Source organism: Pseudomonas endophytica, assembly GCF_001411475.1.
Classification (GTDB): domain Bacteria; phylum Pseudomonadota; class Gammaproteobacteria; order Pseudomonadales; family Pseudomonadaceae; genus Aquipseudomonas; species Aquipseudomonas endophytica.
Genome location: NZ_LLWH01000173.1, coordinates 1 through 13,214, shown reverse-complemented (window position 1 = coordinate 13,214; position 13,214 = coordinate 1). Strand labels below are relative to the sequence as shown.

Here is a 13,214-nt window from a genome sequence, read left to right as displayed (position 1 = left end):
CTGTGAGGACACCTGATGGCTAACGAACACGATACAACCGCTGCCGACCAAGCGCTGGCGGATGAATGGGCGGCCGCGCTGGAAGAAACCGGCGATGTGGGTCAGGCCGATATTGACGCACTGCTGGCCGCCGACGCAGCTAAAAAACCGACCTCCAATCGTTTGCCCATGGAAGAGTTCGGCAGTGTGCCGCGCAACAACGGCCCGGTGTCGCTGGACGGCCCAAACTTAGACGTGATTTTGGATATTCCCGTGTCGATCTCCATGGAAGTGGGCAGTACAGACATCAATATTCGCAACCTGCTGCAACTCAACCAAGGTTCGGTGATTGAGTTAGATCGTCTGGCCGGGGAGCCGTTGGACGTGCTGGTCAACGGCACTCTGATTGCCCACGGCGAAGTGGTTGTGGTGAACGAAAAGTTCGGCATCCGGCTGACTGATGTCATCAGCCCAAGCGAACGTATCAAGAAGTTGCGCTAAGTGAAGCTCATTCTCGGCGGTTTACTGGCGCTACCCCTGAGCGCGCTGGCGGCGGAGCCTGTGGTCAGCGCTACGGCGCCGGTGGCCGCGAGTAGCTTAGGCGGCCAACTGGCGCAATTGGTGCTGGGCCTACTATTGGTGCTGGGGCTGATCTTCGCTTTGGCTTGGCTATTGCGCCGGGTTCAGCAAGCAGGCCCGCGTCAGGGCCAAGTCATTGAGCTGATTAGCTCGCGGGCCTTGAGCGCCCGAGATCGGTTGGTGTTGGTGCAAGTCGGCAACGAGCAAATTCTGTTGGGCCTCACGCCAGGCCGAATCACCCCGCTGCACGTGCTTAAAGAGCCGGTTGAAGTGGAGAGCAACGCGCAACCGGCCACGCCCGAATTTGCCAAGCGGCTGATGGAAATATTGGGTCAGCAAAAGGACAAGCCGTAATGCGTTTAGCTATCGCCTTAGTGTTGGCGTTGCTCGCGCCTACGGCCTTCGGGGCTGACCCGTTGTCGATTCCGGCGATCACCTTGGGCACCGGGGCCAATGGCCAGCAAGAGTATTCGGTCAGCCTGCAAATTTTGCTGATCATGACTGCCCTGAGCTTCATCCCGGCATTTGTGATGCTGATGACCAGCTTTACGCGGATCATCATTGTGTTTTCGATCTTGCGTCAGGCGCTGGGGCTGCAACAAACCCCGTCTAACCAGATCCTGACCGGCATGGCGTTGTTCTTGACCCTATTCATCATGGCGCCGGTATTCGACAAGGTGAATCGCGACGCTTTGCAGCCGTATCTGGCCGAAACACTGACCGCGCAGGACGCGATTCTCAAGGCTGAAGGCCCGATCAAAGACTTTATGCTGGCCCAGACCCGCACCAGTGACCTTGAGCTGTTTATGCGCCTGTCCAAGCGTACCGACATCGCGACCCCAGACGCCGCACCGCTGACCATCTTAGTGCCCGCGTTCGTGACGTCCGAGCTTAAAACGGCGTTTCAAATCGGCTTTATGATCTTTATCCCGTTCCTGATCATCGACCTGGTGGTGGCCAGTGTGTTGATGGCCATGGGCATGATGATGCTCTCGCCGCTGATTATTTCGTTGCCGTTCAAAATCATGCTGTTTGTCTTAGTCGATGGCTGGGCGCTGATTATTGGCACCTTGGCCAGCAGTTTCGGCGGAGTCTGAGCCATGACCCCAGAAGTTGCCGTTGATCTGTTTCGCGATGCTTTGTGGTTGACCACGATGATGGTCGCGGTGCTGGTGATCCCCAGTTTGCTGGTCGGTCTGTTGGTGGCCATGTTTCAGGCGGCCACGCAAATCAATGAGCAGACCCTGAGCTTTTTGCCGCGTTTGCTGGTGATGTTGGTCACCTTGATCGTGGCCGGTCCTTGGTTGGTGCAAACCTTTATGGAATACATCCTGCAGTTGTACGGCAGCATTCCGCAGTTGATCGGCTAAATGTCGTTGCTGACCCTGACGGACGCGCAGATCAGTACCTGGGTCGCCAGTTTCATGCTGCCGCTGTTTCGGGTGGGCGCGTTGTTGGCGACTATGCCGATCATCGGCACGACCTTAGTGCCTAAGCGCATTAAGTTGTTTCTGTCGGTGGCGATCACCTTGGCGATCATGCCCAGCCTGCCAGCGCTGCCCACAGTCAACCCGCTGGACCTCAGCGGCCTGATGCTGATTGCCGAGCAAATCATCATTGGTGCGCTGCTCGGGTTCGCGTTGCAGCTGTTTTTTCAAGCGTTTGTAGTGGCCGGGCAAATCGTCGCCATCCAGATGGGCATGGGCTTTGCCTCCATGGTAGACCCGGCGAACGGGGTCAACGTGGCGGTCATTGGGCAGTTTTTCACCATGCTCGTCAGCTTGCTGTTTTTGTCCATGAACGGTCATCTGGTGGTGTTCGAAGTGCTCACTGAGAGCTTTACCACCTTGCCGGTGGGGGGCGGGCTATTGACCAACCATTATTGGGAAATCGCCAACAAGCTCGGCTGGGTACTGGGCGCGGCCTTATTGCTGGTGTTGCCCGCGATCACGGCCTTGCTGGTGGTCAACATCGCCTTTGGCGTCATGACCCGTGCGGCGCCGCAACTCAATATCTTTGCCATTGGCTTCCCACTGACCTTGGTACTGGGGATGTTCATCCTGTGGGTCAGCATGGCCGACATTCTCAATCAGTATCAGCCGCTAGCCTCCGAGGCTTTGCAGTTTTTACGTGAACTGGCGCGGGCGCGTTAGCGGGAGCAGAGCATGGCCGAAAGTGAAAGCGGTGCCGACAAAACAGAAGACCCCACGGAGAAACGAAAAAAAGACTCCAGGGAAAAGGGCGAGATCGCACGCTCTAAAGAACTCAACACCTTGGCAATCATGCTGGCGGGCTCGGGCGGGCTGTTGATTTTCGGCGGCGCGTTGGCCGAAGACATGATGGAACTGATGCGCTACAACTTCAGCATCACCCGCGAGGCATTGTTCAACACCGACTCCATGGGCGCTTTTTTGCTGCACTCGGGCAAAGTCGCGCTGATTGCTGTGCAGCCGGTGCTGATCACCTTATTGATCGCCGCCATCATAGGGCCTATCGCCCTTGGCGGCTGGTTGTTTGCGGCAGGCAGCCTGGCGCCGAAATTCAGCCGCATGAACCCGCTAGCGGGGCTCAAGCGTATGTTCTCGGCCAAAGCGCTGGTAGAGCTGCTCAAGGCGCTGGCTAAATTCTTCATCATCCTGATCGTGGCCCTGTTGGTGTTGAAGTCCGACATTGACGACCTGCTGCGCATCGCCCAAGAGCCTTTGGAGCTGGCGGTGATCCACAGCCTGCAAGTGGTGGGCTGGAGCGCCTTATGGATGGCCTGCGGACTGATCCTGATCGCGGCAGTCGACGTGCCCGTTCAGTTGTGGGAAAGCCACAAGAAACTGCTGATGACCAAGCAGGAGGTCCGCGACGAACATAAAGACCAAGAAGGCCGCCCTGAGGTTAAACAGCGGATTCGTCAGGTGCAGCGCGAAATGTCCCAGCGCCGGATGATGGCTGCCATCCCTGATGCAGACGTCATCATCACCAACCCGACGCACTACGCCGTGGCCCTTAAATACGACCCAGAAAACGGCGGGGCGCCGCTGTTGCTGGCCAAAGGCAGCGACTTTTTGGCGCTCAAAATTCGAGAAATTGGCGCCAAACACAACATCTTGTTGCTGGAGTCCCCGGCGCTGGCGCGGTCGATCTACCACTCCACTGAGCTTGAGCAGGAAATCCCGGCGGGTCTGTACTTGGCCGTGGCGCAGGTCTTGGCCTACGTGTACCAGATCCGCCAGCATCAGGCCGGTAAGGGTAAGCGGCCTGATCCGCTAAATGACCTGCCGATTCCGCCGGATTTGCGGCGGGATGAGTGAGTCCTCCTGTGATGACAGTTAGGAGTGTCTGATGCTGTCTGCAGGGTTTGAATGATTTCGAAGATTTCTTGAGTTCAAGTGCGGTGTTTGTCTTTGCATATTCGTTGGGGGTGTGTAAGGAGGTGGGGGGCCCCTTTGTATCTCAGGAGACAAACTTGAAAAGCTCGGAGGGGGGGCAGTGCCCATAACCTCTTCGTAGCTCGGTGGTGGTAGAGCTACGGGGTCATCTAAATATTGGTGTGGGCGGAACGGTATATGTCTTGCCGCGTTATCAAGTGCCTGCTCATGTATTTCCAAGGCAAGTAAATTTTCAGCTTCTCGTCGTGCACGTCTGCCCATCGTGCTGGCTACGGATCCTAGTGCAGCACTAGTCATTGTCATTACCGATCTTGATAGAGTGCTAGGCAGTGCAGATGAGGCTGCTGCCAGAACTGCTCCTGCGGTTCCTGCAGCGTAAGCTGTCATTGCCGATCTGCTGGTGCGTGCAGTAGTGCTTGCAGCGTTTGCGATGCCTTCAAAAGATCTCGCAATACCTATTACTCTCATAATTGTGTCAGAGATAATTGAGAAGTGCCCTGATGGATCTCTTCGATTTGTTGGGTTGCCCTTGCAGTAACTATAGTTATTTACCCCTCCCTTTCCGAACGGACTCCAACTGTCTGGACTGTTAAAACGCATCAATATCGGATTAAACGCCCGGTATCCATTGCCTAATAAATAATGCCCCGTTATTAACTCGGGCCGTTCTCCGTTAAAGCTTAGTACCTGATGAGCGCGTATTAGCTTGGTATATCCGTAAGGCGCATAAGCATTATGTAACTGTTCGTCATCAGTGACTGTGCACAGTACAGAACGTTGCAAATCGGTGGCGAACAATGTGTTGGTTTGGTCAGTGGCGTTATAGGTATTTTGGGCGAGTAGTTGGTCGCCATGTTGCATGATGGCGTGATGTGTATTGCCCTTGATCTCTGTGGCGAGCCTACTCTTGCAATAAAACCGCAGATTATCTGGTTGTTGATTCGACTTGATACCGATCAGGCGATCAAGGGGGTCGTAGCGATAGGCGCACAGCTCTGTTTTTTTCATGGGGTTCTCAGCGAAAGAGCGCGTAGAGGATCATCTTAAATGATGCGCGCAATGGCCAGTACTAACAGTTCTGCTAGGTACAGGCTTCACAAGAGACTGTCATTTCTGACAGTAGAGGCTTTTCTAAAAACTGCCTACCTTGTAAAGACGGGTTTCATTTTGGTGTGGGTGCAGGCTATGGAGAGGTGCGATGCCGATCGAGTTAACCCTTATTCCTGATGGTTCTATCAGAACCTGCGCGCTGAGCGATACGCGAGACAGTGCGAATGTAGACCTTGAGGGCCTATTCCCTAAATTTCCTGCGTTGGACGGTACTTTTGCGATTTTTTGGCTGAGCCAGTTAAAAGAGCGTCACATTGTCGGATTTAGCACTGAAGGCTCGAATTTGCTGGCGGTAATCTCGTTACCCACTGTGCCAGACCGCTGTGGTTGGGAGCAGTACTACATCTCTATCATGGAGCGCTGCTACAAAGAGCGAGAGTCGATTTTGTCATTTGTGCGCAAATCGCTGAGTTTTGAAGGCATCAATGGGCGTTGTGTACGCAGTTTCATCCTGTACAAACTCATCCGTCAGTTACAGGTGGACAGCGTGCCGGTATGGGAAGAACACCCGCATATACGGGACGGGCGTTGCGGTGCCATTCTGATTGGCGGCAGCGGAACTGACCGCTACGAGCCCAATCGCAAGATAGACGTTGTGTTTGGGTCAAACAGCAGTGCGTGTCTGGTGATTGATCTGGGGGAATGGCGCTGGAATTAAACACGTTCCTCTGTAGCGAGCGTTTGCTTATAAAAAATCAAAAGATCTTGATCTAACGGCCCCTTAGCTTTCATCAAAGTTGGAAGGCTTCTTGCAGTGGCAGGCTTCTGGGCGCATCTGGCGTCAAAAGTTTGCTAAAGGTTTAGGCATGTCATTGGATCGCTCTCAGTTAATCAACACCGCACGCAACGGTCTGGCCGGGTTGGGTCAGGGGCAGTTGGGCGTGCCGCTGTTGCTGCTGGTGATGCTGGCAATGATGATGCTGCCCATCCCGGCCTTTCTGCTGGATGTGTTCTTTACCTTCAACATCGCGCTGTCGATTGTGGTGTTGCTGGTGTGTGTGTACGCGCTGCGCCCCCTCGATTTTGCGGTGTTCCCCACGATTTTGTTGGTCGCCACATTGATGCGCTTGGCACTGAACGTGGCATCGACCCGAGTGGTGATGCTCCACGGTCAAGAGGGCCATGCCGCTGCCGGTAAGGTGATTCAGGCGTTTGGCGAAGTGGTGATCGGCGGTAACTACGTGGTCGGTATTGTGGTGTTCGCGATTTTGATGATTATCAACTTCGTCGTTGTGACCAAAGGTGCCGGGCGGATCTCCGAAGTGAGCGCACGATTTACCCTCGACGCGATGCCCGGCAAGCAAATGGCGATCGACGCCGATCTTAACGCCGGCCTTATCGACCAAAACCAAGCCAAGATGCGCCGTCAAGAAGTCGCCCAAGAGGCCGAGTTCTACGGCTCGATGGACGGTGCCAGCAAGTTCGTGCGCGGTGATGCCATCGCCGGTCTGCTGATTCTGTTCATCAACCTAATCGGCGGTATGGCGGTCGGCATCTTTCAGCACAGCATGAGCTTTAGCGAGGCGGGTAAGGTGTACGCCTTGCTGACCATTGGTGACGGCCTGGTGGCGCAATTGCCTTCGCTGCTGCTGTCGACCGCTGCCGCGATCATGGTGACCCGTGCTTCAGGTTCTGAAGACATGGGCAAGCAAATCAATCGCCAGATGTTTGCCTCGCCCAAGGCGTTGGCGGTGTCGGCAGGGTTGATGGCGGTGATGGGGATTGTGCCGGGCATGCCGCATTTTTCCTTTCTCAGCTTGGCCGCCGTCGCCGGTGGCGCAGCGTATTTGATGTGGAAGAAGCAAAATGTGGCCAAGCTTCACGCCCAGCAAGAGGTGCAGCGCCAGCAAGAGTTACTGCCATCGCCCGCCCGTGCCCAAGAAACCAAGGAGCTGGGCTGGGATGACGTGACGCCGATTGACATGATCGGGCTGGAAGTTGGGTATCGCCTGATCCCGCTGGTGGACCGCAATCAAGGTGGGCAATTGCTGGCGCGGATCAAGGGCGTGCGTAAAAAACTGTCTCAAGACCTGGGCTTTTTGATGCCCACGGTGCACATCCGCGACAACCTTGATTTAGCGCCCAGCGCGTATCGCCTGACCCTCATGGGGGTGATTCTGGCCGAAGCCGAGATTTACCCGGACCGCGAGCTGGCGATCAACCCCGGGCAAGTATTTGGCAGCCTCAACGGCATAACCGCCAAAGATCCGGCTTTTGGACTGGAGGCGGTGTGGATTGAAGCCAGCCAGCGCAGCCAAGCGCAATCGCTGGGCTATACCGTGGTCGATGCCAGTACCGTGGTGGCAACGCATCTGAACCAAATTTTGTATAAGCACTCCCACGAGTTGATCGGTCATGAGGAGGTCCAGCAACTGATGCAATTGCTGGCCAAGTCGTCGCCTAAACTGGCTGAGGAGTTGGTGCCGGGTATTTTGAGCCTGTCGCAGTTGCTTAAAGTGTTGCAGGCACTGTTGGCCGAACAAGTGCCGGTACGCGATATACGAAGCATTGCCGAAGCCGTCGCTAACAATGCCCATAAGAGTCAAGATACTGCCGCTTTGGTTGCCGCCGTACGGGTGGGCCTATCCCGCGCTATCGTGCAAAGCATTGTCGGGGTTGAGTCTGAGCTGCCTGTTATCACCTTGGAACCAAGGTTGGAACAAATATTGCTGAATAGTTTGCAGAAGGCCGGTAATGGTCAGGATGACGGTGTGTTACTGGAGCCAAGCATGGCTGAAAAACTCCAGCGTTCGCTGATCGACGCGGCTCAGCGTCAGGAGATGCAAGGCAACCCGGTGATCTTGCTGGTGGCAGGGCCGATACGCGCGATGCTCTCGCGGTTTGGCCGTTTGGCGGTGCCCAACCTGCACGTGCTGGCGTACCAAGAAATCCCTGACAACAAGCAAGTCACGATTGTTGCGACAGTTGGCCCTAACGGCTGAGGGTTTGATTTATGCAAGTGAAGCGATTTTTCGCCGCCGACATGCGTCAGGCCATGAAACTCATTCGTGATGAATTGGGCGCTGATGCCGCCATCATTGGCAATCGTCGGATCGCCGGTGGCGTGGAGTTGACCGCGGCACTGGATTACAAGCTATCGGCACTGGCACCGCGGGTGCCTAACGTTGAATTAGAAGAAGAACTGCGCAAGACCCAATCGAAGATTGTCTCGGCCCAGGCTGAGTTGAGTTTGCGCACTGAAGGCGACAACGACGCTAGCCGCCAGTTGTTTGCCGGCTTGCCCTTGACCGCTGCCGAACCGTTGGTTGAGTCAAGGCTTGAAGAGCCGTCGCGGCCAATGCCCGCAACGACCCCGGCGCCAACGATTGATCAGCGGGTTTTTGACGACATGCGTAACGAGCTTAACGGCCTGCGTGAGTTGCTCGAAGTGCAGTTGGGCTCGTTGGCGTGGAACCAGTTGCAAGGTTCTAGGCCCGAGCAGGCCAATTTGTGGCGGCGCCTACAACGAATCGGTTTGTCCGGCCCGTTGTCGCACGATTTGTTGACCCAAGTGGCCGAGATTGAAGAGCCGCGCCAAGCCTGGCGCATGCTGTTGGCACATTTGGCCAGGATGATAACGACCCCTGAACTGGAGCCGCTTGAAGAGGGCGGTGTGATCGCGATGGTCGGTCCTGCCGGGATGGGCAAAACCACAACGCTGGCTAAGCTGGCGGCACGTTATGTACTCAAGTACGGCGCGCAAAACATTGCATTGGTGAGCATGGATAGCTTTCGTATTGGCGCCCAGGAGCAGCTTAAAACCCTGGGGCGCATTCTGAATGTACCGGTGACCCACGTGGCTCCCGGCCAGTCGTTGGGCCAAACCCTAGAGCCGCTGGCGCGCAAGCGCGTGGTGTTGATTGATACCGCCGGCTTGCAAGCCAGTGATCCGGCGCTGCGCCTGCAACTGGACAGCCTCGCAGGGCGCGGGATTAAGGCGCGCAATTATCTGGTCTTGGCCACTACCAGCCAGAAGCAAGTATTGTCGGCGGCGTACCTCAGTTACAAACGGTGTGGGCTGGCGGGTTGCATCCTCACCAAACTGGATGAAACAGCCAGCTTGGGAGAAGTGCTCAGCTTGGTGATCAGCCACGAATTACCCGTGGCTTATCTCACGGACGGCCCGCGGATCCCCGACGACCTACACTTACCACGTCGCCACCAATTGGTGAGCCGGGCGGTGAGTGTGCAAATGCAGGAAGAACCCAGCGAAGAAGCCATGGCCGATATGTTCGCTGATATTTATCACAGCCCGCCCAAACGGGTTGGCTGAGGCACAGAAGAATACGTTGCAATGTACCTACACAGAGGATTTTCGCTGTGCCGTTCCCCCAGGGACCCGCAGCACTCTTTGTAGCCGCGTCTAAGTAAGACAAGGTAAAAAAGATCATGGGCAGCATGCATCCCGTACAGGTGATCGCAGTGACCGGCGGCAAGGGTGGCGTCGGTAAAACTAACGTTTCAGTCAACTTATCTATCGCGTTGGCCGAGATGGGCAGGCGCGTCATGTTGATGGATGCCGACCTTGGGTTGGCTAATGTTGATGTCCTGTTGGGGCTGACCCCCAAATTCACTCTGGCCGATGTGGTCGAGGGGCGTTGCGAGCTGCGCGATGTGCTGCTCCAAGGCCCCGGCGGGATTCGCATCGTACCCGCGGCGTCGGGCACGCAGAGCATGGTGCAGTTGACCCCGGCACAACATGCTGGGTTGATTCAGGCGTTCAGCGACTTGAGCGATAACCTCGATGTGCTGGTGATTGATACCGCAGCCGGAATCGGCGACTCAGTGGTCAGCTTTGTGCGCGCAGCCCATGAAGTGTTGCTGGTGGTCTGTGATGAGCCCACTTCGATCACCGATGCCTATGCATTGATCAAACTGCTCAATCGCGATTATGGAATGAACCGTTTTCGGGTGTTGGCCAACATGGCTCAGAGCCCGCAAGAAGGGCGCAATCTGTTCGCTAAATTGACCAAGGTGACCGACCGCTTCTTGGACGTTGCCCTGCAATACGTGGGCGCGGTGCCGTACGACGAGTGCGTGCGCAAGGCGGTCCAAAAGCAGCGGGCCGTCTACGAAGCGTTCCCGCGCTCCAAGTGCTCGCTGGCGTTTAAAGCCATTGCGCAAAAAGTTGATACGTGGCCGCTGCCGGCTAACCCCCGTGGCCATCTGGAATTCTTTGTCGAACGCTTGGTACAGCAAGCGGGGGGAGGGCGCATCTAATGACTGCCAGCGGCTATCGCATGTACAGCAAGCCGTCGCGTGACAGCCAATATGAGCTGATCGAGCGTTATGCGCCGTTGGTCAAACGCATCGCTTATCACTTATTGGCGCGTTTACCGGCCAGTGTGCAGGTGGACGATCTGATCCAGGCCGGGATGATCGGCCTGCTTGAGGTGTCGACCAAGTACGACGCTAGCAAAGGCGCGAGTTTTGAGACTTACGCGGGCATTCGTATTCGCGGCGCAATGCTTGATGAGGTGCGTAAAGGTGACTGGGCGCCACGCTCGGTGCACCGCAATACACGGATGGTCAGTGACGCTATTCGCGTTATTGAAGCAAAAACCGGTTGTGACGCTAAAGATCACGAGGTTGCGGCCGAACTCCAGTTAAGCCTTGATGATTACTACGCCATCTTGAACGACACCTTGGGCAGCCGTCTGTTTAGTTTCGACGACCTGTTGCAGGACGGAGAGCATGAAGGTTTGCATGAAGATGGCGCCAGTGCGCACCTTGAGCCCTCGCGTGATCTGGAAGATGAACGTTTTCAAACCGCGTTGGCCGAAGCCATCAGCCTGTTGCCCGAGCGTGAGCGACTGGTCTTAGCGCTGTATTACGACGAAGAGCTCAACCTCAAAGAAATCGGTGAGGTGCTGGGGGTGAGCGAGTCGCGTGTCAGCCAGTTGCACAGCCAGTGCGCAGCCCGGTTGCGCGCACGTCTGGGCCAGTGGCGAGCGCATTGAAGCGTACGCGTAAATCGAATTGATTGAATGGCGCGTTCCGCTTGTGAACGCGTTTAAGACTGCTGGAGGTCGAATTGGATAAGAACATGAAAATCCTCATCGTTGATGACTTTTCAACGATGAGGCGGATCATAAAAAACCTGTTGCGTGACCTCGGGTTCACCAACACGGTTGAGGCGGATGACGGCACGACCGCGGTCCCACTGCTTAATAGCGGAAGTATCGACTTTCTGGTCACCGACTGGAACATGCCCGGCATGACCGGCATTGAGCTGTTGCGCCACGTTCGAGCAGACGAAAAGCTCAAGCATTTACCGGTGCTGATGGTGACGGCGGAGGCCAAACGCGAGCAAATCATCGAAGCCGCCCAAGCCGGTGTGAACGGTTACGTGGTTAAGCCATTCACCGCTATCGCACTCAAAGACAAGATCGAAAAGATCTTTGAACGCATCGGTTGAACGGTCCTTTGGGGGACGCTATGCAGCGGCAAGAATCAACATCGGGCGAATTTGAATCGACCCTGAAAAAACATGCGCACGAGCTGGTCGAAAGCCTTGAAAGGGGGCATTTCGGCGACGCAGTACAACTGATTCACGAACTCAACCAGACCCGTGATCGTGGCCTTTATCAAGAAGTCGGCAAACTGACGCGTGAGTTGCATAACGCCATTGTCGATTTCCACATTGACCCGACCATGCCGCGCGCCGAAGAAGTGTCACAGATCACCGACGCGGCTGAGCGCTTGGCTTATGTTGTGAAACTCACCGAAGCCGCCGCTAACCGGACCATGGATTTGGTCGAACACTGCACCCCGCTGGTCAATGGCTTGGGCCAAGAAGCCAAGGTATTAAGCGCTGACTGGGGGCGTTTTATGCGTCGGGAGATCGGCGCCGAAGAGTTCCGTGATCTAGCGCGCCGCGTTGACAGTTTTTTGACGCGAAGTGAAACCGAGCAGCAGGTGGTGTCCAGCCATTTGACTGACATTCTGCTAGCCCAGGATTACCAAGACCTGACGGGCCAGGTCATCAAGCGAGTGACGCAGTTGGTCACTGACGTTGAAAGTAATTTGCTCAAGCTGGTGTTGATGGCCAGCCAAGTCGATCGCTTCGCCGGGATCGAGCATGATCGCGGCGCGCAGCGTGCTGAAAATAATTCGCAAAAAAACCTGACAAAGGGTGAAGGTCCGCAGATTCATGCCGATAAGCGTAGTGACGTTGTATCCGGGCAGGATGATGTAGACGATTTGCTGTCCAGTTTAGGTTTCTAGGTCTTGAGTAGGCGTGCGGGCGCTGTTGTCCGGCGCTAAAAGGGCCTTTTTCAAGGAGCACACACATGAGCTTGGGCGCCGATGAAGAAATCCTTCAGGATTTCTTGGTTGAGGCCGGCGAAATTTTAGAGTTGCTTTCCGAGCAATTGGTCGAGCTTGAGAGCCGACCCGATGATGCGGACTTGCTCAATGCTATTTTTCGCGGTTTTCACACTGTAAAAGGAGGCGCCGGCTTCCTGCAGCTCAATGAGTTGGTGGAGTGCTGCCACATCGCCGAGAACGTCTTCGACATCCTGCGCAAGGGTGAGCGCCCGGTCGACTCGGAGTTGATGGATGTGGTGCTTGAAGCGTTAGACGCAGTCAACGGGATGTTTGCTCAAGTGCGCGAGCGCACCCCGATCACCGCTGCCAGCCCTGAGTTGCTGGCAGCCCTGACGCGTTTGGCCGAGCCTGCGTCTACCCCCGCACTTCAAGTGCCCGTGCAAGTGGTCGAGACAAACCTTAGCCAAGAACCTGGCGATATTACCGACAACGAATTTGAACAACTGCTCGAATCGCTGAATGCCGTTAAGGCCGATGCGGCTGACAACGTACAAGCCTCGGTACCCAGTGACGAAATCAGTGATGCCGAGTTCGAGTCATTGCTTGACCAGTTGCACGGTAAAGGCAAGTTCCGCGCCGATGCCGTGACGCGTCCTGTTGCGGATCAAGCGCCGGCTGCGCCCACAACATCGAGCAATGAAATTACCGACGATGAGTTCGAAGCCCTGCTGGACCAATTGCATGGCAAAGGTTCGTTCAGCGCTGATGCCCTAGAGGCGGTGGACGTTGCGCCTGTCGAAGTTGCTGTAGAAATCGCGGTCGAGGACGCTGAAACAGTTGGCGCGACTCACCCGGATCACATCACCGATCTAGAATTTGAAGCCCTGCTCGACGAGT

At 55.8% G+C, this 13,214-nt stretch carries 15 protein-coding genes; 14 read left to right on the top strand and 1 reads right to left on the bottom strand.

From position 1 onward, the window contains the following. Positions 1 to 15: 15 nt before the first annotated feature. Genes fliN through flhB form a run of 6 tightly spaced genes read left to right on the top strand, consistent with a single transcriptional unit; the run spans position 16 to position 3,860 of the window. A complete protein-coding gene (gene fliN / locus AQS70_RS13535) occupies positions 16 to 480 on the top strand; it encodes a flagellar motor switch protein FliN (protein WP_055103280.1) in 465 nt (154 codons plus the stop codon). Next, on the top strand, positions 481 to 912 hold the full coding sequence (gene fliO, locus AQS70_RS13530; protein ID WP_055103279.1) for a flagellar biosynthetic protein FliO: 432 nt from the start codon (positions 481 to 483) through the stop codon (positions 910 to 912). Beyond that, on the top strand, positions 912 to 1,655 hold the full coding sequence (fliP, locus tag AQS70_RS13525; protein WP_055103278.1) for a flagellar type III secretion system pore protein FliP: 744 nt from the start codon (positions 912 to 914) through the stop codon (positions 1,653 to 1,655). The genes fliO and fliP overlap by 1 nt, the downstream gene beginning before the upstream one ends. A gap of 3 nt (positions 1,656 to 1,658) precedes the next feature. Next, entirely contained in the window at positions 1,659 to 1,928 is a 270-nt protein-coding gene (gene fliQ, locus AQS70_RS13520; RefSeq protein WP_055103277.1) for a flagellar biosynthesis protein FliQ, read from the top strand. After that, positions 1,929 to 2,711 carry a flagellar biosynthetic protein FliR gene (gene fliR, locus AQS70_RS13515; protein WP_055103276.1) on the top strand — a complete coding sequence of 261 codons (783 nt, stop codon included), beginning with the start codon at positions 1,929 to 1,931 and terminating at the stop codon, positions 2,709 to 2,711. It abuts the gene before it with no gap. Between the two features lie 12 nt (positions 2,712 to 2,723). Continuing rightward, entirely contained in the window at positions 2,724 to 3,860 is a 1,137-nt protein-coding gene (gene flhB / locus AQS70_RS13510; protein WP_055103275.1) for a flagellar biosynthesis protein FlhB, read from the top strand. A gap of 18 nt (positions 3,861 to 3,878) precedes the next feature. On the opposite strand, the gene AQS70_RS23325 is transcribed toward flhB, so the two are convergent. After that, positions 3,879 to 4,946 (bottom strand): RHS repeat-associated core domain-containing protein, encoded by a 1,068-nt coding sequence (locus tag AQS70_RS23325; protein ID WP_082428107.1) that lies wholly within the window; start codon positions 4,944 to 4,946, stop codon positions 3,879 to 3,881. Between the two features lie 190 nt (positions 4,947 to 5,136). On the opposite strand from AQS70_RS23325, the gene AQS70_RS13505 reads away from it, so the two are divergent. The 8 genes from AQS70_RS13505 to AQS70_RS13470 form a co-directional block, all read left to right on the top strand. Further along, the gene (locus tag AQS70_RS13505; RefSeq protein WP_055103274.1) at positions 5,137 to 5,706 is read left to right on the top strand and encodes a hypothetical protein; all 570 of its coding nucleotides are present in this window, start codon (positions 5,137 to 5,139) and stop codon (positions 5,704 to 5,706) included. A 154-nt stretch (positions 5,707 to 5,860) separates the two neighbouring features. Next, positions 5,861 to 7,990 carry a flagellar biosynthesis protein FlhA gene (gene flhA, locus AQS70_RS13500; RefSeq protein ID WP_055103300.1) on the top strand — a complete coding sequence of 710 codons (2,130 nt, stop codon included), beginning with the start codon at positions 5,861 to 5,863 and terminating at the stop codon, positions 7,988 to 7,990. 11 nt (positions 7,991 to 8,001) lie between these two features. Next, entirely contained in the window at positions 8,002 to 9,321 is a 1,320-nt protein-coding gene (flhF, locus tag AQS70_RS13495) for a flagellar biosynthesis GTPase FlhF (RefSeq protein ID WP_055103273.1), read from the top strand. Between the two features lie 116 nt (positions 9,322 to 9,437). After that, positions 9,438 to 10,268 (top strand): flagellar synthesis regulator FleN, encoded by an 831-nt coding sequence (gene fleN, locus AQS70_RS13490; protein WP_055103272.1) that lies wholly within the window; start codon positions 9,438 to 9,440, stop codon positions 10,266 to 10,268. Continuing rightward, positions 10,268 to 11,008 (top strand): RNA polymerase sigma factor FliA, encoded by a 741-nt coding sequence (fliA, locus tag AQS70_RS13485; protein ID WP_055103271.1) that lies wholly within the window; start codon positions 10,268 to 10,270, stop codon positions 11,006 to 11,008. Before fleN ends, fliA begins: the two co-directional genes overlap by 1 nt. Before the next feature lie 86 nt (positions 11,009 to 11,094). Then, positions 11,095 to 11,466: a chemotaxis response regulator CheY gene (locus tag AQS70_RS13480; RefSeq protein ID WP_162233905.1), complete on the top strand. Its 372-nt coding sequence runs from the start codon at positions 11,095 to 11,097 to the stop codon at positions 11,464 to 11,466. A gap of 20 nt (positions 11,467 to 11,486) precedes the next feature. After that, on the top strand, positions 11,487 to 12,275 hold the full coding sequence (locus AQS70_RS13475) for a protein phosphatase CheZ (protein ID WP_055103269.1): 789 nt from the start codon (positions 11,487 to 11,489) through the stop codon (positions 12,273 to 12,275). A 65-nt stretch (positions 12,276 to 12,340) separates the two neighbouring features. Continuing rightward, on the top strand, positions 12,341 to 13,214 hold an 874-nt coding region (locus tag AQS70_RS13470), incomplete at its 3' end, for an Hpt domain-containing protein (protein WP_187331819.1).